The organism is Winogradskyella sp. HaHa_3_26 (assembly GCF_019278425.1).
In the GTDB taxonomy this organism is placed as follows: domain Bacteria; phylum Bacteroidota; class Bacteroidia; order Flavobacteriales; family Flavobacteriaceae; genus Winogradskyella; species Winogradskyella undariae.
In genome coordinates, this window is record NZ_CP058981.1 from 761,017 (window position 1) to 785,877 (window position 24,861).

A 24,861-nucleotide genomic window follows, 5' to 3' on the forward strand; every position below is an offset into this window, starting at 1 on the left:
TATTCAGTATTAATTAGTTTAGTCTATTTATATATAACCATCCTACAAGTGGATCTATACCATTCCCTAAGTCTAATACATAATAATATGTACCTACTGGTAAGTCGTTAGATTCGTTAATAACAGTTCTTCCGTTTGATTTACCTTCCCAATTATTGAGATAGCCTTTTTTACTATAAACAATATTACCCCATCTATTATAAACCTCTAGTTTATTATTTGGATATCGTTCTATACAATCAATCACAAATGTGTCATTCACACCATTTCCATCAGGTGAAAATTCGTTATAAATTGTTAAACATATAGGATCTACTTCTGCACTAGCTTCATCATTAAAAGTATTAGTGTCTTCACCTCCTAATGCATTTTCAACATAAGCGACATTTAAATAATCTCCAAATCCTAAAACTTCAACAGTTACCTCAAATATTTCTACCTGATCAGGATCTAATTGACCTATTACCCATTGATCATCAAAATCTGAATAAACACCAGAAGTAGAGATGTAAGAAACGAATACATAACCACTAGGGATTTGCTCGTTAATAATAACATCTGTTGCCGTTACGTTACCAATATTAGCGACTTCTATAGTAAATGTTACATATGAACCAATAACGGGCTCTAAAACATCTACAACTTTAGTTACTTCAATATCGAAGAACGAATTAACTGGTGTAACAGTTGGATCATCTGGATTATCATCATTGTTATCATCAATGTCATCTAAATTATTTGGATCATCACTAGTATCAGTAATATCATCTGAAGGATCAATTAAATCTCCTCTTGGACCTTCACTTATAACAGTTGCTGAATTTATAACATTACCTGCATCTAAATCAGCTTGTGTAATTTCATAGGTTGCTGTAAATGTTGTGGTATCAATTTCACCAGGTATTAATTGAGCAATTGGTCCACCTAATAAATTTAAACCAGGTAAGTTATCTTGAACTACAATATCTGTTAGTGTAACATTTCCTGTATTCTCAACAGTAAATACATATGAAATTAAATCACCTAAGCTTCCCGAAATACCATCTCCATTAGTATCTTCTAAATCTAAAGTGGTTTTGATTAGATTAATGCTTGGATTTGATACTATAGTTGTTACTGTTGCATCATTATCTATATTTCCATCATTATCATCTCCATCATCACTCGTGTCATCTATTGTTACTCCAGCTGGACTATCTCCTTCTGCAAATACACTGTTGCTAAAGCCTCCTGCATCTATTGCATCTTGCTCTATAACATAGGTTGCGGTATAAGTTGCTGTTTCTCCTACTAATAATGAACCTTCTAAACTTCCAGCATCTGCACTATCAAAGGTTGGTCCTGATAATAACGTTAACGTGTTACCGTTAGCATCTTCAAAAGTATCTGTGATAGCTACATTATCTAAACTTACGTTTCCTGTGTTTTCTACAGTAATCGTATACGTCATCGTATCTCCTAAACTTAAGCCCGTTGGTAATACATCGTTACTAACCGCTACAGTTTTAACAGCTTCTAGACTTGGTGATGCTGTGATTGGTGTTATTGTTGCATCATCTTCTGTGTTGCCATCATTATCATCATCATCATCACTCGTATCATCTATTGTTACTCCTGTTGGACTATCGCCTTCTGCTAATACACTGTTGCTAAAGCCTCCTGCATCTACTGCATCTTGCTCTATAATATAAGTTGCAGTATAAGTTGCTGTCTCCCCTACTAATAATGAACCTTCTGCACTTCCTGCATCAGCACTATCAAAAGTTGGACCTGTTAATAAGGTTAACGTGTTACCGTTAGCATCTTCAAAAGTATCTGTGATAGCTACATTATCTAAACTTACGTTTCCTGTGTTTTCTACAGCTATCGTATAAGTCATGGTATCTCCTAAACTTGAGCCTGTTGGTAATACATCATTACTGATCATTACGGTTTTAACAGCTTCTAGACTTGGTGATGCAGTGATTGGTGATACTGTGGCATCATCTTCTGTGTTGCCATCATTATCATCTCCATCATCACTTGTATCATCAACTGTTGTATCTGTTGGGCTATCTCCTTCTGCTAATACACTATTGCTAAAGCCTCCTGCATCTATTGCATCTTGCTCTATAACATAAGTTGCAGTATAAGTTGCAGTCTCTCCTACTAATAATGAACCTTCTGAACTTCCGGCGTCAGCACTATCAAAGGTTGGTCCTGATAATAACGTTAACGTGTTACCGTTAGCATCTTCAAAAGTATCTGTGATAACTACATTATCTAAACTTACGTTTCCTGTGTTTTCTACAGTTATCGTATAAGTCATTGTATCTCCTAAACTTAAGCCAGTTGGTAATACATCATTACTGATTATTACGGTTTTAACAGCTTCTATACTTGGTGATGCTGTAAGCGTTGTTACTGTGGCATCATCTTCTGTGTTGCCATCATTATCATCGTTATCATCACTCGTGTCATCAACTGTTGTATCTGCTGGACTATCGCCTTCTGCTAATACACTGTTGCTAAAGCCTCCTGCATCTATAGCATCTTGCTGTATAACATAAGTTGCAGTATAAGTTGCTGTCTCCCCTACTAATAATGAACCTTCTGAACTTCCGGCGTCTGCACTATCAAAAGTTGGTTCTGATAATAAGGTTAAAGTGTTACCGTTAGCATCTTCAAATGTGTCTGTAATAACTACATTATCTAAACTTACGTTTCCTGTATTTTCTACAGTTATCGTATAAGTCATGGTATCTCCTAAACTTAAGCCGGTTGGAGCGATATCATTACTGATTGCTACTACCTTGACAGCTTCTATACTTGGTGATGCTGTGATCGTTGTTACTGTTGCATCGTTATCTATATTTCCATCATTATCATCTCCATCATCACTCGTGTCATCTATTGTTACTCCAGCTGGACTATCACCTTCGGCTAAAACACTGTTGCTAAAACCTCCTGCATCTATTGCAGCTTGTTCTATAACATAAGTTGCTGTATATGTTGCCGTTTCTCCTACTGCTAATAAACCTTCTGCACTTCCGGCATCTGAACTACTAAATGTTGGACCTGTTAATAAAGTTAAGGTGTTACCGTTAGCATCTACAAAGGTATCTGCGATAGCTACATTATCTAAACTTACGTTTCCTGTGTTTTCTACAGTTATCGTATAAGTCATTGTATCTCCTAAACTTAAGCCCGTTGGTAATACATCTGTTGTAAGTGCTACCGTCTTAACAGCTTCAATACTTGCTGATGCTGTAATCGTGGTTACTGTGGCATCATCTTCTGTATTGCCATCAGCGTCATCGTCATCATCACTGGTATCATCAACTGTTGTTCCTGCTGGACTATCGCCTTCAGCTAAAACACTGTTGCTAAAACCTCCTGCGTCTATTGCAGCTTGTTCTATAACATAAGTTGCTGTATATGTTGTCGTTTCTCCTACTGCTAATAAACCTTCTGCACTTCCTGCATCTGAACTATTAAATGTTGGGCCTGTTAATAAAGTTAAAGTGATACCATTAGCATCTACAAAGGTATCTGCGATAGCTACATTATCTAAACTTACGTTTCCTGTATTTTCTACAGTTATCGTATAAGTCATTGTATCTCCTAAACTTAAGCCCGTTGGTAATACATCTGTTGTAAGTGCTACCGTCTTAACAGCTTCTAGACTTGGTAATGCTGCTATTGTTGTTACTGTGGCATCATCTTCTGTATTGCCATCAGCGTCATCGTCATCATCACTGGTATCATCAACTGTTGTTCCTGCTGGACTATCGCCTTCAGCTAATACACTGTTGCTAAAACCTCCTGCGTCTATTGCAGCTTGTTCTATAACATAAGTTGCTGTATATGTTGCCGTTTCTCCTACTGCTAATAAACCTTCTGCACTTCCTGCATCTGCACTATTAAATGTTGGACCTGTTAATAAAGTTAAGGTGTTACCGTTAGCATCTACAAAGGTATCTGCGATAGCTACATTATCTAAACTTACGTTTCCTGTGTTTTCTACAGTTATCGTATAAGTCATTGTATCTCCTAAACTTAAGCCTGTTGGTAATACATCTGTTGTGATTGCCACCGTCTTAACGGCTTCGATACTTGCTGATGCTGTAATCGTGGTTACTGTCGCATCATCTTCTGTATTGCCATCAGCGTCATCGTCATCATCACTGGTATCATCAACTGTTGTTCCTGCTGGACTATCGCCTTCAGCTAAAACACTGTTGCTAAAACCTCCTGCGTCTATTGCATCTTGTTCTATAATATAAGTTGCTGTATATGTTGCCGTTTCTCCTACTGCTAATAAACCTTCTGCACTTCCTGCATCTGAACTATTAAATGTTGGGCCTGTTAATAAAGTTAAGGTGTTACCGTTAGCATCTATAAAGGTATCTGCGATAGATACATTATCTAAACTTACGTTTCCTGTATTTTCTACAGTTATCGTATAGGTCATTGTATCTCCTAAACTTAAGCCTGTTGGTAATACATCTGTTGTGATTGCCACCGTCTTAACGGCTTCGATACTTGCTGATGCTGTAATTGTTGTTACTGTGGCATCATCTTCTGTATTGCCATCTGTATCATCATTATCATCACTGGTATCATCAACTGTTGTTCCTGCTGGACTATCGCCTTCAGCTAAAACACTGTTGCTAAAACCTCCTGCGTCTATTGCAGCTTGTTCTATAATATAAGTTGCTGTATATGTTGCCGTTTCTCCTACTGCTAATAAACCTTCTGCACTTCCGGCATCTGAACTATTAAATGTTGGGCCTGTTAATAAAGTTAAGGTGTTACCGTTAGCATCTACAAAGGTATCTGCGATAGCTACATTATCTAAACTTACGTTTCCTGTGTTTTCTACAGTTATCGTATAAGTCATTGTATCTCCTAAACTTAAGCCCGTTGGTAATACATCTGTTGTGATTGCCACCGTCTTAACGGCTTCGATACTTGCTGATGCTGTAATCGTGGTTACTGTCGCATCATCTTCTGTATTGCCATCAGCGTCATCGTCATCATCACTGGTATCATCAACTGTTGTTCCTGCTGGACTATCGCCTTCAGCTAAAACACTGTTGCTAAAACCTCCTGCGTCTATTGCATCTTGTTCTATAATATAAGTTGCTGTATATGTTGCCGTTTCTCCTACTGCTAATAAACCTTCTGCACTTCCTGCATCTGAACTATTAAATGTTGGACCTGTTAATAAAGTTAAGGTGTTACCGTTAGCATCTACAAAGGTATCTGCGATAGCTACATTATCTAAACTTACGTTTCCTGTGTTTTCTACAGTTATCGTATAAGTCATTGTATCTCCTAAACTTAAGCCCGTTGGTAATACATCTGTTGTAAGTGCTACCGTCTTAACGGCTTCGATACTTGCTGATGCTGTAATCGTGGTTACTGTCGCATCATCTTCTGTATTGCCATCAGCGTCATCATCATCATCACTGGTATCATCAACTGTTGTTCCTGCTGGACTATCACCTTCGGCCAAAACACTGTTGCTAAAACCGCCTGCATCTATTGCAGCTTGTTCTATAACATAAGTTGCTGTATATGTTGCCGTTTCTCCTACTGCTAATAAACCTTCTGCACTTCCTGCATCTGAACTATTAAATGTTGGACCTGTTAATAAAGTTAAGGTGTTACCGTTAGCATCTACAAAGGTATCTGCGATAGCTACATTATCTAAACTTAGGTTTCCTGTATTTTCTACAGTTATCGTATAAGTCATTGTATCTCCTAAACTTAAGCCCGTTGGTAATACATCTGTTGTAAGTGCTACCTTCTTAACGGCTTCGATACTTGCTGATGCTGTAATCGTGGTTACTGTCGCATCATCTTCTGTATTGCCATCAGCGTCATCATTATCATCACTGGTATCATCAACTGTTGTTCCTGCTGGACTATCGCCTTCAGCTAAAACACTGTTGCTAAAACCTCCTGCGTCTATTGCATCTTGTTCTATAACATAAGTTGCTGTATATGTTGCCGTTTCTCCTACTGCTAATAAACCTTCTGCACTTCCGGCATCTGAACTATTAAATGTTGGGCCTGTTAATAAAGTTAAGGTGTTACCGTTAGCATCTACAAAGGTATCTGCGATAGCTACATTATTTAAACTTACGTTTCCTGTGTTTTCTACAGTTATCGTATAAGTCATTGTATCTCCTAAACTTAAGCCCGTTGGTAATACATCATTACTGATTGCTACTGTTTTAACGGCTTCAATACTTGCTGATGCTGTAATTGTTGTTACTGTGGCATCATCTTCTGTATTGCCATCTGTATCATCATTATCATCACTGGTATCATCAACTGTTATTCCCGCTGGACTATCACCTTCGGCTAAAACACTGTTGCTAAAACCTCCTGCGTCTATTGCATCTTGTTCTATAACATAAGTTGCTGTATATGTTGCCGTTTCTCCTACTGCTAATAAACCTTCTGCACTTCCTGCATCTGAACTACTAAATGTTGGACCTGTTAATAAAGTTAAGGTGTTACCGTTAGCATCTACAAAGGTATCTGCGATAGCTACATTATCTAAACTTACGTTTCCTGTGTTTTCTACAGTTATCGTATAAGTCATTGTATCTCCTAAACTTAAGCCCGTTGGTAATATATCTGTTGTAAGTGCTACCGTCTTAACGGCTTCGATACTTGCTGATGCTGTAATCGTGGTTACTGTCGCATCATCTTCTGTATTGCCATCTGTATCATCATTATCATCACTGGTATCATCAACTGTTGTTCCTGCTGGACTATCGCCTTCGGCTAAAACACTGTTACTAAAACCGCCTGCATCTATTGCAGCTTGTTCTATAACATAAGTTGCTGTATATGTTGCCGTTTCTCCTACTGCTAATAAACCTTCTGCACTTCCTGCATCAGCACTATCAAAGGTTGGCCCTGTTAATAAAGTTAACGTATTACCATTAGCATCTTCAAAAGTATCTGTGATAGCTACATTATCTAAACTTACGTTTCCTGTGTTTTCTACAGTTATCGTATAAGTCATTGTATCTCCTAAACTTAAGCCTGTTGGTAATACATCTGTTGTGATTGCCACCGTCTTAACAGCTTCTAGACTTGGTAATGCTGTAATCGTGGTTACTGTCGCATCATCTTCTGTATTGCCATCTGTATCATCATTATCATCACTGGTATCATCAACTGTTGTTCCTGCTGGACTATCGCCTTCAGCTAAAACACTGTTGCTAAAACCTCCTGCGTCTATTGCATCTTGTTCTATAACATAAGTTGCTGTATATGTTGCCGTTTCTCCTACTGCTAATAAACCTTCTGCACTTCCTGCATCTGAACTATTAAATGTTGGGCCTGTTAATAAAGTTAAAGTATTACCGTTAGCATCTACAAAGGTATCTGCGATAGATACATTATCTAAACTTACGTTTCCTGTGTTTTCTACAGTTATCGTATAAGTCATTGTATCCCCTAAACTTAAGCCCGTTGGTAATACATCTGTTGTAAGTGCTACCGTCTTAACAGCTTCAATACTTGCTGATGCTGTAATCGTGGTTACTGTCGCATCATCTTCTGTATTGCCATCTGTATCATCATTATCATCACTGGTATCATCAACTGCTGTATCTGCTGGACTATCGCCTTCAGCTAAAACACTGTTGCTAAAACCTCCTGCGTCTATTGCAGCTTGTTCTATAACATAAGTTGCTGTATATGTTGCCGTTTCTCCTACTGCTAATAAACCTTCTGCACTTCCTGCATCTGAACTATTAAATGTTGGGCCTGTTAATAAAGTTAAAGTATTACCGTTAGCATCTACAAAGGTATCTGCGATAGCTACATTATCTAAACTTACGTTTCCTGTGTTTTCTACAGTTATTGTATAAGTCATTGTATCTCCTAAACTTAAGCCTGTTGGTAATACATCTGTTGTGATTGCCACCGTCTTAACAGCTTCTAGACTTGGTAATGCTGTTATTGTTGTTACTGTCGCATCATCTTCTGTATTGCCATCAGCGTCATCGTCATCATCACTGGTATCATCAACTGTTGTTCCTGCTGGACTATCGCCTTCAGCTAAAACACTGTTGCTAAAACCTCCTGCGTCTATTGCATCTTGTTCTATAATATAAGTTGCTGTATATGTTGCCGTTTCCCCTACTGCTAATAAACCTTCTGCACTTCCTGCATCTGAACTATTAAATGTTGGGCCTGTTAATAAAGTTAAGGTGTTACCGTTAGCATCTATAAAGGTATCTGCGATAGATACATTATCTAAACTTACGTTTCCTGTATTTTCTACAGTTATCGTATAGGTCATTGTATCTCCTAAACTTAAGCCGCTTGGTAATACATCTGTTGTAAGTGCTACTGTTTTAACAGCTTCGATACTTGCTGATGCTGTAATTGTTGTTACTGTGGCATCATCTTCTGTATTGCCATCTGTATCATCATCATCATCACTGGTATCATCAACTGTTGTTCCTGCTGGACTATCACCTTCGGCTAAAACACTGTTACTAAAACCGCCTGCATCTATTGCAGCTTGTTCTATAACATAAGTTGCTGTATATGTTGCCGTTTCTCCTACTGCTAATAAACCTTCTGCACTTCCTGCATCTGAACTATTAAATGTTGGACCTGTTAATAAAGTTAAGGTGTTACCGTTAGCATCTACAAAGGTATCTGCGATAGCTATATTATCTAAACTTACGTTTCCTGTGTTTTCTACAGTTATCGTATAAGTCATTGTATCTCCTAAACTTAAGCCCGTTGGTAATACATCTGTTGTAAGTGCTACCGTCTTAACAGCTTCTAATGCTATTATTGAACATGCAAAAGAATTTGTTGCATCAGTCACTGCGGAATTAGTTCCCAAAGAATAATCAACACCTGTTTCTGTAACTAAACCATTTGCTGGATTTACCGTAGCTGGATCTGAATCACCAAACTGTCCTCCATCTGAACCAGAAGCAGCTGCACTTACATAAGCCTCATTAGCATCTGTACAGCCATCTCCATCGCTATCCGTGTTTTGAAAATCGTAGCTACCATCAGTTAACGTATCAATAGGTGTTGTTATTTCTGCATCGTCATCTGCACCATTATTAGTTGAATCACTAAAATCTGCATCATTAGCATCTATTACTCCATCGTTATTAGTGTCTAATGCCGTGTTCCCTGCTTCATCTACATCATATATTCCATCATTATCTGAATCTAAATCTAAATAATCTGGAATACCATCATTATCAGTGTCTAAATCACAATCTGGTCCGAAAGTAGCATCAGAAAAATCTACACCTATAAATTCTCTAGCATAATCATGATCTGTACCATCATTATTTAAAGTTCCTGTAATTGTAATAGATGTAATCCCATCTGGCAAAGTAATTTCAAAATCAAAATCATTAATCCAATTTGTTCCTTCCAAATTAGGACTCGTAGCCTCATAAAGTTCACCATTATCATCCAATACAAATTGGTAGCCATTCGTTAAAACTGAATCTGAAAACACAGGTGTAGTGCTTGTTGAAGAAGGATCATAAATATTTGGCTGACTTCCATTTCTTGGGTTATTATCAACAACGAATCCTGTAGCACCAACATTACCACCAGTCCAATTTATAGTCCAAATTATAACATCTGAATTTTTCGTACGATCAGTTGGTAAACTTACTTTTATTCCTGATACACCTGAATTGAATGTTTCTGTTGAATAAAAAGTATCACCTGTTACTGCTGAATTAATTAAATAACCAATTTCTAAAAAATTCCCATTTTGTATATTTAATTCAGAAGGTATATAATCTCCCCCTGAAGCTATTGTATTATCTATTATGTTACCTAATGCGTCTGTTAAAATAAAATCAGGATTTGTACCTGTTAGAGTAAGTCCTGGAGTTGTTGAGAACCCACATTCAACAGCATCAATAATACCGTCATTATCACTATCTATGTCCGTAGAATCACCAATTAAATCTCCGTCTGTATCTTGCTCTACAGTAATTGTTACCGTAGCTATTGAACAAATAGAAACTCCATTTGAATCATTGCAAACTTCATAAATAACGGTTACTACAGAACCTACCTCACTTAATAAAGGTGTATATGTTAATATACCTGTATCTGAATCGAAAGTAATTGCTCCACCAGCAGTACCTGTAGTTGTATCTGTAATAGTTGTTGTCCCAATGTTATTAATATCTATGTTATCTAGATAATCATCATTACCTAAAATATTTATAGTACTAGGACCATTAAGACCAATAAACGCAGAATCATCTACTGCTGTTGGTGTATTAGAATTTGGATCTGAAGAATTTGGATTTCCATCTCCATCATCGTCTCCATTACATGCAAATGAATTTAAATTGTCAGTTACATTAGCATTAGTACCGAGTGCATAATTAACACCGGTCTCTGTAACTAAACCATTTGCAGGATTTACACTTGCAGGATCTACAGAAAATTGGCCATCATCTCCGCCATCAGCAGATGAAATCCCGTAAGCCTCATTAGCATCTGTACAGCCATCTCCATCACTATCCGTATTTTGAAAATCGTAACTATCATCAGTTAACGTATCAATAGGTGTTGTTATTTCTGCATCATCATCAGCACCATTATTATCAACATCACCAAAGCCTGTATCATTCGAATCTATTACACCATCATTGTTTGTATCTAATGCCGTATTCCCTGCTTCATCAACGTCATAAATACCGTCATTATCACTGTCTAAATCTAAATAATCTGGCACACCATCATTATCTGTATCATTATTACAAGCGGCTAAAGATGAAGAAAAAGCTACATTATCTAAAGCAAAATATTCTATATCCGAACAATTACCATCATGACCACTACCAATATTTTCAACACGAATACTTATTTCATTTAAATCGCTTAAAACATTAGTTAAATCTTCTAATGTTCCAGAAAAAGAAGCATCATCAATATTTATCAAAATTGAATTCCATACCCCATTTTCCCAATTAGTAAGTTCTGCAGAAGTCAGTAATCTTGTTGCATTAACAAAATTCCCTGCTGTATCATAAAAATACACGTTAACGGCTGACCCAGATCCAGTTGTTAACCAACCAGGATTTCCCGTATAACCAGCTCTATAATTATAATGATCATAAGAGAATGTCCCCCCTATTAAACCACCATAATTTAGACCACCTAAATCTGATTTTCTTAAATATGTTAATCCAGTATCAATATCAGAATCTACAGCATAATCAGTTGCATCAGGACTTAAACCAGCAATATTAGTATTTGCTAAACCTGTAATATCAATGGTACAACCATGGTTTCCTGTAACTGTTGAAGTTGAATTAGATATAGGATTTGATGCAATTTTACTTAGATCATTATCATTTAGTGAATACCAGCCAGCTGTACCGGTATTAAAAGTGAATTTAGCATCACAAGAGTTCTCAACAATATCAAGAATTCCGTCATTATCGTTATCAATATCAGAAGAATCAAATATGCCATCACAATCGATATCATTTTCAGAAACACTAATAGAATTATTACTAGTACTAGTATCATCTTGTAACATGTTACTAATACTATTAGTATATGTAATTGGTAAAGACAAAGCTGAGACTGATACATTTACAGTCAACACAACACTTTCACCAGCTTCTAAGCCAGATACACTCCATAAATTTGTTGTACTATTATAACTTGCAACAGCTATACCAGAAGAAAACACAGCACTACTACTAACATAATTAAGTCCTGATTCAATAGGCATATCAACATCAAAACCGTTACTATCAATACCACTATTATTATAAACTGTAGTTACAAAATCTAAAGAATTAGTAGAGCACAAATCTGAAGGTGTCTCAATTTTAGAAGTAATAGCTAGATCAACTGGACTAAAACTAAGCGTATTTTTATTAAATGCTGTAAAAGCAATATCAGTATTTCCTGATGTATTATGTATAAATTTAGTTGCTTGAGATAAGTTAGCTGTAGTAATTCCGAAATCATTAAGCTCAAAAGTTAATAATCTTAAATCTCTATATGTATTAATTCCATTATTAAATGTACCTGAAACAGCTCCTGTACTTGTATCAACTTCATAAATAGTCCAATCCATTCCTCCAACAATAGGAACGCCTCCAAAACCAACACTAACTGCGTTTCCGACTGTATTACCTAAATCATCAACAAATTTAAAAACATCACTTCCTGATGGAGCACCAGTCTGTGTCGCTATTAAATCAGGTATACCATCATTAACACCCGATACAGCATTAATAAGTAAGTTATCATAAACAAAATCCTGAGCTTGTATATTAAAAAAGTTAGTTCCTAGTTCTAGTCCGCTAATTCCATCTCTAATAAAAAAACTAGGAATAATAGGATCGAATGTTTTAATATAATCGGAAGGAGAATCATTTTGTTGATTACCATCCCAATTATAAGCAATACCTATTAGCTCTGTACTATTATAAGTTATATTTCCTGGAACTGGAAAAGCAACGAATTCAACGGGTGTAAAAACTACACCATTGGCCGTTAAAATAGAATTATCAACCCCTGTAGAATAAGTTACTCCGTTAGAAGTAAAACCAATTAAATTATTTGAATCATCTGATGTTACTTGTGCAACATTAGAAGATACATAATACCCTCCTTGATCTCCATAGATAGCTGTGACATCTTGTTGAGCATTGATTACTGAACTAAAAAGAAAAAAGAAACTTAGAATAAGAACTTTAGAATGAGAACCAAAACTTTTGTTTAAAGAAAAACAAAGGTTAGCAATTAAATTTTTAGTCCATAAGAACCGAGTAGTAATTTCCATATATTATAGTTGTTGTAAAGTCTTATTTCTCATTCAAAAATGAGTATTAAGATTTTTCGATAAAAGTGCGAATATATCCGATAAAATGCATAAAAGCAAATAAATTTATAAGATTATTTATTTTTATTGTCAGTCGTATTTAGTACAAAAAAAACTAAACTGAATATTAAAACAAAATAACAAACTACATATCAGAACATTAACAATTAGTAAAAAAATCAATATTTTAAAACCTCTTTTAATAAAGTTAAAATATAGTTAAAAAAAATAAACTCGTGTTAAAAAAAAAGCCGATACAAAAAAAACATCTTGTTTTATATTCCAAATGGTTTTATAATTTTTCTTATTATAGACTTATATTTGTAATCGATTTTTAATAATATTTATGAGCTTTTTAAAAGAAATAGAAAGAAGGAGAACCTTTGGAATTATCTCACATCCAGATGCAGGTAAGACAACCTTAACAGAAAAATTACTTTTGTTTGGTGGTGCCATACAAGAAGCAGGTGCTGTAAAAAGTAACAAAATAAAAAAAGGAGCAACAAGTGATTTTATGGAGATTGAGCGTCAGCGTGGAATTTCTGTAGCAACATCTGTATTAGCTTTTGAATATAATGGTATAAAAATAAATATCTTAGATACACCGGGTCACAAGGATTTTGCAGAAGATACTTTTAGAACATTAACAGCTGTTGATAGTGTTATTGTTGTTATTGATGTAGCAAAAGGGGTTGAGGAACAAACAGAAAAGCTAGTTGAAGTTTGTAGAATGCGTAACATTCCAATGATTGTTTTTATTAATAAAATGGATAGAGAAGGTAAAGATGCGTTTGATCTATTAGATGAAATAGAACAAAAACTTGGTTTAAAGGTCGTTCCTTTAAGTTTTCCTATAGGTATGGGTTACGATTTTAAAGGGATTTACAACATTTGGGAAAAGAATGTGAATTTATTTTCTGGTGATAGTCGTAAAGACATAGAAGAAACGATAGAAATATCAGATTTATCATCATCAGAATTAGACAAATTAATTGGAGAAACAGCTGCAAATACCTTAAGAGAGGAAATTGAATTAGTAGAAGGTATATACCCTGAATTTAATAAAGATGAATATTTAAACGGTAGTCAACAGCCCGTATTTTTCGGTTCTGCACTAAATAATTTTGGTGTAAGAGAACTCTTAGATTGCTTTGTTGATATAGCACCTAAACCTAGACCTAAACAGAGTGAAGAACGTTTAGTTAAACCAGATGAAGATCAATTTAGTGGATTTGTTTTTAAAATACATGCCAATATGGATCCTAATCATAGAAATAGATTGGCATTTATAAAAATTGTTTCTGGTGAATTTAAACGTAATACACCTTATTTACATGTTAGAAATAACAAAAAATTAAAATTCTCTAGTCCAAATGCTTTTTTTGCTGAAAAGAAAGAGATTGTAGACATCTCATACCCAGGTGATATTGTTGGTTTACAAGATACTGGAAGTTTTAAAATTGGAGACACATTAACTGAAGGAGAAATATTACATTATAAAGGTGTACCAAGCTTTTCACCAGAACACTTTAGATACATTAATAATGCTGATCCTATGAAATCTAAGCAATTATTTAAAGGAATAGATCAGTTAATGGACGAAGGTGTTGCACAGCTATTTACCTTAGATTTAAATGGTAGAAAAGTAATCGGTACGGTTGGTGCATTACAATATGAAGTGATTCAATATCGTTTAGAACATGAGTATGGAGCAAAATGTACTTACGAAAACTTAAACGTACAAAAAGCATGTTGGGTACAAACTGATAATGAAAAAAGCGAGGAGTTTAAAGAGTTTTTACGAGTAAAACAACGCTTTTTAGCTAAAGACAAACAAAATCAATTAGTCTTTTTAGCAGATTCTATGTTTACATTACAAATGACACAACAGAAATACCCTAGTATTACATTCCATATGACTTCTGAATTTGATTAAAAATTTATGATTATCATATATATGGTAATTTTACTATTAACAGATTAAACATAAAAAAACCCTTAAATTAATTTTTAAGGGTTTTTATTTGTAATAAGATAGGTAAAAAATCAATTAAAGCCAATTTAAAGGACTTTAATTAAAATAACCTACAACATGATTAATTAAATTAAAAACCTTCTATAAACAATATTAAAATAAGCTTTTTAAATAACAAAAAACTATTTAATATAAATAAACAATAGGTTTAAGCTATAATTGTTTTTGAATCAAAAAAATTAAGCTTGACCTGTTGGTCCAAAATTTAATGGTATTGGAGGTTGCTCATAATCTTTTATTTCTCCATGAGCATTTTCAAAACGGGTAACATTTTCAGCTAATGCTTTTAATAAACGTTTAGCATGCTGTGGTGTTAAAATTATTCTAGACTTTACTTTACTTTTAGGTGTACCAGGCATAATACTTACAAAGTCTACAACAAATTCTGATACTGAATGATTAATTATAGCCAAATTAGAATATGTACCCTCTGCTATCTTCTCATCTAGCTCAATATTAATTTGCCCTTTTTTATTATTTGGATTATTTTTTTCGTCTGCCATGCTAAATTATTTATGCTTCCTAAAAAAGGAAGTCTTCATTAATACTTTTTAAATTAAAAAAGCCTTCATGTAAAAATACAAGAAGGCTTTAAATTTATTTATTATTTTGAAAAAAACTAGAGAATTAATTAAAATTCATCTCTTCTTTAGCTTTCATCATTTCATTAAATTCTTCTCTAGAACCTACAATAATGTTTTCAAATTCTCTAACACCTGTACCTGCAGGAATTCTATGACCAACAATTACATTTTCTTTAAGTCCTTCAAGTGAATCAACTTTACCATTTACCGCTGCTTCGTTAAGAACCTTAGTCGTTTCCTGGAACGATGCCGCAGAAATAAACGACTTAGTTTGTAATGAAGCTCTTGTAATACCTTGTAAAATTGGAGTTGCAGTCGCAGGTTTAGCATCTCTAGCAGTAACAAGATTCTTATCTTCTCTACGTAAGCTTGAGTTTTCGTCTCTTAAATCTCTTACCGTTACAATTTGACCTGATTTTAAATTCACAGAATCACCAGCATCTTCAACAACTTTCATTCCGAAAATCTTATCATTTTCTTCAATGAAATCTGATTTATGACCTAATTGATTTTCTAAGAAAATAGTATCACCAGAATCAATAATTCTAACTTTACGCATCATTTGTCTTACAACAACCTCGAAGTGCTTATCATTAATTTTCACACCTTGTAAACGATATACTTCTTGTACTTCATTTACTAAGTATTGTTGAACCGCAGATGGCCCTTTAATGTTAAGAATATCATTTGGTGTAATAGAACCATCAGATAAAGGCATACAAGCTTTTACATAATCATTCTCTTGTACAAGAATTTGATTAGATAATTTTACTAAGTATTTCTTAACCTCTCCTAATTTAGACTCAATGATGATTTCACGGTTACCACGTTTAATTTTACCGAAAGAAACAACACCATCAATCTCACTTACAACAGCAGGATTAGAAGGGTTACGTGCTTCAAACAATTCAGTTACACGAGGAAGACCACCCGTAATATCACCTGCTTTAGCAGATTTACGAGGTATCTTAACTAAAATCTTACCGATTTCAATATCATCACCATCATCAATCATAATGTGTGCACCTACTGGTAAGTTGTAAGAACGGATAGTTTCACCTTTAGAATCTTCAATTAATAACGTTGGTATTAATTTTTTGTTTCTAGATTCTGAAATTACCTTTTCTTGGAAACCAGTTTGCTCATCAATTTCTACTTGGTAAGTAATACCTTGTTCGATGTTTTCATACTTCACTTTACCAGCAAATTCTGAAATAATAACACCGTTATATGGATCCCAAGAACAAACAACATCGTCTTTCTTAAGCTTATCACCTGGTTTGACGTAAACAAATGAACCATAAGGAATATTACTTGTACTTAAAACAATTCCTGTTTTAGCATCCATTAATTTCAATTCTGAAGTTCTAGAGATCACTACATCTACCTCTTTACCTTCATTATCTTTAGATTTTACAGTTTTTAAATCTTCGATTTCAGCAATACCGTCAAATTTAACAGTTAACTTATTATCTTCAGAAATGTTACCTGCAATACCCCCAACGTGGAATGTACGTAATGTTAACTGAGTACCTGGCTCTCCAATAGATTGAGCAGCAACTACACCTACAGCTTCACCTCTTTGTACTAATTTACCAGTAGCAAGGTTACGACCATAACATTTAACACAAATACCTTTCTTAGCTTCACAAGATAATGGAGAACGTACTTCGATAGAATCTAATGGAGAATCTCCAATTTTCTTAGCGATTATATCATCAATATGACCACCAGCTTCTACTAGTAACTCTTCTGTTAATGGATTATAAACATCATTAAGTGAAGTTCTACCAACAATTCTATTTTCTAAGCTTTCAACAATTTCTTCATTTTTCTTAAGAGCAGCAACTTCTATACCTCTTAATGTACCACAATCCTCTTCGTATACAATTACATCTTGTGAAACATCTACTAAACGACGTGTTAAGTAACCTGCATCAGCTGTTTTAAGAGCTGTATCGGCAAGACCTTTACGAGCACCGTGAGTAGAGATAAAGTATTCTAAAATTGAAAGTCCTTCCTTAAAGTTAGAAAGAATTGGATTTTCAATAATTTCACCACCACCGGCAGTAGATTTTTTAGGCTTAGCCATTAATCCACGCATACCTGTTAACTGACGAATCTGTTCTTTAGAACCCCTTGCACCAGAATCAAGCATCATAAACACCGAGTTAAACCCTTGTTTATCTTCACGAATACGTTTCATTGACAATTCAGTCAATTCAGCATTTGTAGACGTCCAGATATCAATAACTTGGTTATAACGTTCGTTGTTAGTAATAAGTCCCATATTATAGTTACCCATAATACCATCAACTTGAGTATTAGCAGCATCAATCATTCCTTGCTTTTCAGCTGGAATAATAATATCACCTAAACTAAATGATAAACCACCTTGGAATGCAAATTTGTAACCTAAAGTTTTAATTGCATCTAAGAAATCAGCCGTTTCTGGTACACTAGTTTTCTTAAGAATACCATGAATAATTTCTCTTAATGATTTTTTAGTTAAAACTTCATTTATATAACCAGCTGCTTCAGGTACATGTTCGTTAAATAATACACGACCTACAGTAGTTTCAATAATTTGAGTTGTTAATTCTCCCTCTTCATTAAAGTCAGTTGTTCTAACTTTAATACCTGCATTTAAATCAACTTGCTTTTCGTTATAAGCAATGTTTACTTCTTCAGGAGAGTAGAATGTTAAACCTTGACCTTTTACAGTATAATCTGCATCCGTTTTTCTTAGCTTAGTCATATAATATAAACCAAGTACCATATCCTGAGAAGGTACAGTAACTGGAGAACCATTTGCAGGGTTCAAAATATTATGTGATGCTAAAAGTAACATCTGACATTCTAAAATAGCTTCTGGTCCTAATGGTAAATGCACCGCCATCTGGTCACCATCGAAATCGGCGTTAAATGCAGTACACACTAATGGGTGTAACTGAATCGCTTTACCTTCAATAAGCTTAGGTTGGAATGCTTGAATACCTAGTCTGTGTAATGTAGGAGCACGGTTTAAAAGAACTGGATGTCCTTTTAAAACATTCTCTAAAATATCCCAAACTACAGGTTCTTTTCTATCGATAATTTTCTTAGCAGATTTTACAGTTTTTACAATTCCTCTTTCAATTAATTTTCTAATTACAAAAGGTTTGTAAAGCTCTGCAGCCATATCTTTTGGTAAACCACATTCGAATAATCTCAATTCTGGTCCAACAACAATTACAGAACGTGCTGAATAATCCACACGCTTACCAAGTAAGTTTTGACGGAAACGCCCTTGCTTACCTTTAAGTGAATCTGATAATGATTTTAATGGTCTGTTAGAATCTGTTTTTACTGCAGATGATTTACGTGTGTTATCAAATAATGAATCTACTGATTCTTGTAACATACGTTTCTCATTACGTAAAATTACCTCTGGTGCTTTTATCTCAACCAATCTTTTAAGACGGTTGTTACGGATAATTACACGACGGTATAAATCATTTAAATCTGAAGTCGCAAAACGACCACCATCTAAAGGCACTAAAGGTCTTAATTCTGGTGGAATTACTGGAACAGCTTTCATGATCATCCACTCAGGTCTGTTCTCTCTAACTAAGTTAGAATCTCTAAACGCTTCAACAACTTGTAAACGTTTTAAAGCTTCAGTTTTACGTTGCTTAGATGTTTCATTATTAGCTTTATGTCTTAAATCATAAGATAATTGATCTAAATCTATACGTGCTAATAAATCAATAAGGCATTCAGCACCCATCTTAGCGATGAATTTGTTAGGGTCTGTATCATCTAAATATTGGTTTTCTTGAGGAATAGTTTCTAAGATATTTAGATACTCTTCTTCAGTTAAGAAATCCATTTTTTGTACTGGCTCACCTTCAACATTCATAGCAATACCTGGTTGAATAACCACGTAACGCTCATAATAGATAATCATATCTAATTTCTTAGATGGTAATCCAAGAAGGTAACCTATTTTATTTGGTAAAGAACGGAAATACCAGATATGTGCAACTGGTACAACTAAGTTAATATGACCAACACGATCTCTACGTACTTTCTTTTCTGTAACTTCTACACCACAACGGTCACAAACAATACCTTTGTAACGTATTCTTTTATATTTACCACAAGCACATTCAAAATCCTTCACAGGACCAAAAATACGCTCACAGAACAAACCATCTCTTTCTGGTTTGTGTGTTCGATAATTAATAGTTTCTGGCTTTAATACCTCACCTCGAGACGCTCCTAAAACAGACTCAGGCGATGCTAAACCAATAGAAATTTTGTTAAATTTCTGTACTGTATTCTTATCTTGTTTTCTTGCCATGTTATTTTGTGTTATGTATGGGCAGTTATTGCTAACTGCCCAATAATTTTTTGCGATTGTTATGAATAATTTTGCGATTACGGACAACTCTCGAGTTATCCCTGCGCGAACCTTATTCACATAGAATAATTTCTAATAAATTATTCTTCCAATCTAATATCTAATCCTAAACCTTTCAATTCGTGCATAAGTACGTTGAATGATTCTGGAAGTCCTGGTTCTGGCATAGGCTCTCCCTTAACGATAGCTTCGTAAGTTTTAGCTCTACCAATAACATCATCTGATTTTACAGTTAAGATCTCACGTAGTGTACTTGATGCTCCATAAGCCTCAAGTGCCCATACTTCCATCTCTCCAAAACGTTGACCACCAAATTGTGCTTTACCACCTAATGGTTGTTGTGTAATTAATGAGTATGGTCCGATAGAACGTGCATGCATCTTATCATCAATCATGTGACCAAGTTTAATCATATAAATCACACCAACTGTTGCTGGTTGATCAAAACGATCTCCTGTTCCACCATCGTAAAGATAAGTATGACCGAATCTTGGAATACCAGCTTCATCTGTGTAGGCATTAATTTGATCTAAAGTTGCACCATCAAAAATTGGTGTTGCATACTTTTTACCTAAATCTTTACCTGCCCAACCTAACACTGTTTCATAGATCTGACCAATGTTCATACGAGAAGGTACACCTAATGGATTCAATACAATATCAACTGGCGTTCCATCTTCTAAGAATGGCATATCTTCCTGACGAACGATACGTGCAACAATACCTTTGTTACCGTGACGACCCGCCATTTTATCACCAACTTTAAGCTTACGCTTTTTAGCTATATAAATTTTAGCTAATTTAATGATACCTGCAGGTAACTCATCACCAACAGAGATTGTAAACTTCTCACGTCTTAATGATCCTTGTAAATCATTTTCCTTAATCTTATAGTTATGGATTAGATCTGCAACAAGCTCATTAGTATGATCATCAGTTGTCCATTTTCCTGAAGTTAAATGTGTATAATCATCTACAGCATTTAACATTTTTAAGGTATATTTTTTACCTTTAGGAATAATTTCTTCACCTAAATCATTATAGATTCCTTGTGCCGTTTTTCCATTAACGATATTAAATAACTTATCAACAAGAACATTTTTAAGATCATCGAATCTGTTATCATAAACATCTTCTAACTTTTCGATATCTTCTTTATCTTGTGCTCTCTTACGTTTGTCTTTTACAGCTCTAGCAAATAATTTTTTACCGATTACAACACCATGAAGAGATGGAGATGCTTTTAAAGATGCATCTTTAACATCACCAGCCTTATCTCCGAAAATAGCTCTTAAAAGTTTTTCTTCTGGAGTTGGGTCTGATTCTCCTTTTGGAGTAATCTTACCGATTAAGATATCACCTGGATGAATTTCCGCACCAATGCGAATCATACCATTTTCATCTAAATCTTTAGTTGCTTCTTCAGAAACGTTAGGAATATCATTAGTTAACTCTTCGTTACCTAATTTTGTATCTCTTACTTCTAATGAATATTCATCAATGTGAATAGATGTAAATACATCATCTCTAACTACTTTTTCAGAAATTACAATTGCATCCTCAAAGTTATACCCTTTCCAAGGCATAAAGGCTACTTTCATATTTCTACCAAGCGCTAATTCTCCATTTTCAGTAGCATAACCTTCACAAAGAACTTGACCCTTAGCAACTTTATCACCTTTCTCAACGATTGGTTTTAAGTTAATAGAAGTACCTTGATTGGTTTTTCTGAATTTTACTAAAGGATATGTTTTAGTATCACTTTCAAAACTAACCATGGCAGCTTCTTCTGTACGCTCATATCTAATAGTAACTTTCTGAGCATCTACATACTCAACAGTACCATCTGCTTCAGCATTAATCAACACTCTAGAATCTGATGCTACTTGACGTTCTAAACCTGTACCTACAATTGGTGCTTCAGGACGTAATAATGGTACTGCCTGACGCATCATGTTAGATCCCATCAATGCACGGTTGGCATCATCATGTTCCAAGAAAGGAATTAATGAAGCTGAAATCGATGCAATTTGGTTTGGTGCAACATCTGTATAATTAACATTGATTGGGTCAATAACAGGGAAATCACCTTCTTGACGAGAAATAATTTTGTCCTCTAAAATTTTACCATCTTCATCAACTTTTATAGTTGCTTGTGCAATTAACATATCTTCTTCCTCTTCGGCACTTAGATATGTTGGTGCATTTTTAATATCTACAACACCTTCTTCAACCTTACGGTATGGAGTTTCAATGAATCCCATTGAGTTCACTTTAGCAAAACAAGATAAAGATGAAATTAACCCAATGTTTGGTCCTTCTGGTGTTTCAATAGGACATAAACGTCCGTAGTGAGTATAGTGAACATCACGTACCTCAAAACCTGCTCTTTCTCTAGATAAACCACCTGGTCCTAATGCTGAAAGACGACGCTTATGCGTAATCTCTGCAAGAGGGTTGGTTTGATCCATAAATTGAGATAATTGGTTTGTACCAAAGAAAGAATTAATTACAGACGATAAAGTCTTAGCATTAATTAAATCAATAGGAGTAAACACTTCGTTATCACGAACGTTCATACGTTCACGAATAGTACGTGCCATACGTGCTAAACCAACACCAAACTGAGAAGATAATTGTTCTCCTACTGTACGTACACGACGGTTAGATAAGTGATCAATATCATCAATCTCTGCTTTAGAATTGATAAGCTCAATTAAATATTTTATAATAGTTATGATATCTAATTTGGTCAAAACTTGTTTGTCCATTCCGATATCTAACTGTAATTTTTTATTCATTCTATAACGACCTACTTCACCTAAAGAGTAACGTTGGTCTGAAAAGAATAATTTGTCAATAATACCACGTGCTGTTTCCTCATCTGGCGGCTCAGCATTACGTAATTGACGGTAGATGTGCTCAACAGCTTCTTTTTCAGAGTTTGTTGGATCCTTCTGTAATGTATTATGAATAATTGCGTAATCTCCTTGTTGCGCACTTTCTTTGTGTAAAAGAATAGTTTTTACGTCTGCTTCAAGAATTTCTTCAATATTATCTTTATCTATAACTGTGTCACGATCTAATACAATTTCGTTACGCTCAATAGATACAACTTCACCTGTATCTTCATCAACGAAATCTTCGTGCCATGTATTCAATACACGTGCAGCTAATTTACGACCGATAACTTTTTTTAATCCAGATTTTGAAACCTTTACTTCTTCTGCAAGGTCAAAAATCTCTAAAATATCTTTATCACGTTCAAAACCGATAGCACGGAAAAGTGTAGTAACTGGTAATTTTTTCTTTCTATCAATGTAAGCATACATTACTTGATTGATATCAGTTGCAAATTCTATCCAAGAACCTTTAAAAGGAATTACTCTGGCAGAGTATAATTTTGTTCCATTAGCATGGAAAGACTGGCTAAAGAATACACCAGGTGATCTATGCAATTGAGAAACGACAACACGTTCTGCACCATTAATACAAAATGTCCCACTAGGAGTCATGTAAGGAATAGTACCTAAATATACATCTTGAACTATTGTTTCGAAATCCTCATGTTCTGGATCCGTACAATATAGCTTCAATCTTGCTTTTAAAGGCACACTGTAAGTTAATCCTCTTTCGATACATTCTTCTATTGAATATCTAGGTGGATCGATAAAGTAATCTAAAAACTCTAGTACGAATTGATTACGTGTATCTGTTATTGGGAAGTTCTCCATGAAGGTATTGTATAAACCTTCAGTACCTCTTTCTTCTGACTTTGTTTCTAATTGGAAAAAATCCTGGAAGGATTTAATTTGGATATCCAAAAAGTCTGGGTAATCTGTCCTATTTACAATAGAAGAGAAATTAATTCTTTCAGCCTTTTTTGCTAACATTGATGAACGAGATTTTTATTAAATAAAAACTAAAAAATGTATATAACGTTTATATACACAAAAGGGTTTAGGTCTTAGAGTTTCCCTCTAGACCTAAACCATATGTTGTAGAAAAAGTAAGCTTACTTAAGCTCAACTTCAGCTCCTGCCTCTTCTAACTGAGCTTTTAAAGCTTCTGCTTCGTCTTTTGCAATACCTTCTTTGATTGGGCTTGGTGCATCATCAACTAATCCTTTAGCTTCTTTTAAACCTAAACCAGTTAATTCTTTAACTAATTTTACTACAGCTAGTTTAGAACTACCTGCCGCTTTTAAGATAACATCAAATTCAGTTTGCTCTTCAGCAGCATCTGCTCCACCTGCAGCAGGTCCAGCCATAGCTACAGCAGCAGCTGCAGGCTCAATACCGTACTCATCTTTTAATATAGTTGCTAATTCATTAACTTCTTTTACTGTTAAGTTAACTAATTGTTCTGCGAAATCTTTTAAATCTGCCATTTTTCTATTGTTTAATAATGTGTGTTATAATATAATTTTCTATGTGTATATGCTATACAATTATCCTTCTCTTTCGGATAATGTTTTAACGATACCTGCGATGGTTCCACCACTAGATTTAAGTGCTGAGATTACATTCTTAGCTGGTGATTGTAATAATCCTACAATCTCTCCAATAAGCTCTTCTCTAGACTTAATATCAACTAAAGTATCTAATAAATCGTCTCCAATGTAAACAGACTCCTCAATGAAAGCACCTTTTAATAAAGGCTTTTCAGATTTTTTACGGAATTCTTTAATTACTTTAGCTGGACCATTTCCTGTTTCAGAATACATTACTGATGTATTTCCTTTTAAAGTTGTAGGTAAATCACCGAATTCTCTATCCGATGCTTCCATTGCTTTCTCTAAAAGTGTATTCTTTACAACTGCTAATTTGATGTTAGCTTTGAAACATGCTCTTCTTAAATTTGAAGTCGTTGCTGCATCTAATCCTGAAATATCAGTTAAATAGATATTAGTATTATCTGCTAATTGAGCAGTCAACTCTTCAATTACTTGGGATTTTTCTTCTCTTGTCAT

Annotated in this window: 7 protein-coding genes; 1 reads left to right on the top strand and 6 read right to left on the bottom strand. The window is 34.7% G+C overall.

What is annotated here, in order from left to right; all coding sequences use genetic code 11:
* Window positions 1-13: 13 nt before the first annotated feature.
* Window positions 14-12,826, bottom strand: a complete 12,813-nt coding sequence (locus H0I32_RS03380) for a gliding motility-associated C-terminal domain-containing protein (protein ID WP_218747113.1) — start codon at window positions 12,824-12,826, stop codon at window positions 14-16.
* Between the two features lie 385 nt (window positions 12,827-13,211).
* Between H0I32_RS03380 and H0I32_RS03385 the strand changes: the two genes are divergently transcribed.
* Complete coding sequence (locus H0I32_RS03385) at window positions 13,212-14,801, top strand: peptide chain release factor 3 (RefSeq protein ID WP_179314704.1); 1,590 nt, start codon at window positions 13,212-13,214, stop codon at window positions 14,799-14,801.
* A gap of 278 nt (window positions 14,802-15,079) precedes the next feature.
* On the opposite strand, the gene H0I32_RS03390 is transcribed toward H0I32_RS03385, so the two are convergent.
* The 5 genes from H0I32_RS03390 to rplJ form a co-directional block, all read right to left on the bottom strand.
* Window positions 15,080-15,403, bottom strand: a complete 324-nt coding sequence (locus H0I32_RS03390; protein ID WP_173586651.1) for a DUF3467 domain-containing protein — start codon at window positions 15,401-15,403, stop codon at window positions 15,080-15,082.
* A 124-nt stretch (window positions 15,404-15,527) separates the two neighbouring features.
* On the bottom strand, window positions 15,528-19,829 hold the full coding sequence (gene rpoC / locus H0I32_RS03395; protein WP_179314705.1) for a DNA-directed RNA polymerase subunit beta': 4,302 nt from the start codon (window positions 19,827-19,829) through the stop codon (window positions 15,528-15,530).
* A 140-nt stretch (window positions 19,830-19,969) separates the two neighbouring features.
* Window positions 19,970-23,782, bottom strand: a complete 3,813-nt coding sequence (gene rpoB / locus H0I32_RS03400; RefSeq protein ID WP_173586649.1) for a DNA-directed RNA polymerase subunit beta — start codon at window positions 23,780-23,782, stop codon at window positions 19,970-19,972.
* A 122-nt stretch (window positions 23,783-23,904) separates the two neighbouring features.
* Window positions 23,905-24,279 carry a 50S ribosomal protein L7/L12 gene (rplL, locus tag H0I32_RS03405; protein ID WP_173586648.1) on the bottom strand — a complete coding sequence of 125 codons (375 nt, stop codon included), beginning with the start codon at window positions 24,277-24,279 and terminating at the stop codon, window positions 23,905-23,907.
* A 60-nt stretch (window positions 24,280-24,339) separates the two neighbouring features.
* On the bottom strand, window positions 24,340-24,861 hold the full coding sequence (gene rplJ, locus H0I32_RS03410) for a 50S ribosomal protein L10 (RefSeq protein ID WP_173586647.1): 522 nt from the start codon (window positions 24,859-24,861) through the stop codon (window positions 24,340-24,342).

Bases quoted from the DNA above. Each gene is read 5' to 3' on its own strand.
- H0I32_RS03380 (WP_218747113.1), bottom strand. From the start codon at position 12,826: ATGGAAATTACTACTCGGTTCTTATGGACTAAAAATTTAATTGCTAAC.
- H0I32_RS03385 (WP_179314704.1), top strand. From the start codon at position 13,212: ATGAGCTTTTTAAAAGAAATAGAAAGAAGGAGAACCTTTGGAATTATC.
- H0I32_RS03390 (WP_173586651.1), bottom strand. From the start codon at position 15,403: ATGGCAGACGAAAAAAATAATCCAAATAATAAAAAAGGGCAAATTAAT.
- rpoC (WP_179314705.1), bottom strand. From the start codon at position 19,829: ATGGCAAGAAAACAAGATAAGAATACAGTACAGAAATTTAACAAAATT.
- rpoB (WP_173586649.1), bottom strand. From the start codon at position 23,782: ATGTTAGCAAAAAAGGCTGAAAGAATTAATTTCTCTTCTATTGTAAAT.
- rplL (WP_173586648.1), bottom strand. From the start codon at position 24,279: ATGGCAGATTTAAAAGATTTCGCAGAACAATTAGTTAACTTAACAGTA.
- rplJ (WP_173586647.1), bottom strand. From the start codon at position 24,861: ATGACAAGAGAAGAAAAATCCCAAGTAATTGAAGAGTTGACTGCTCAA.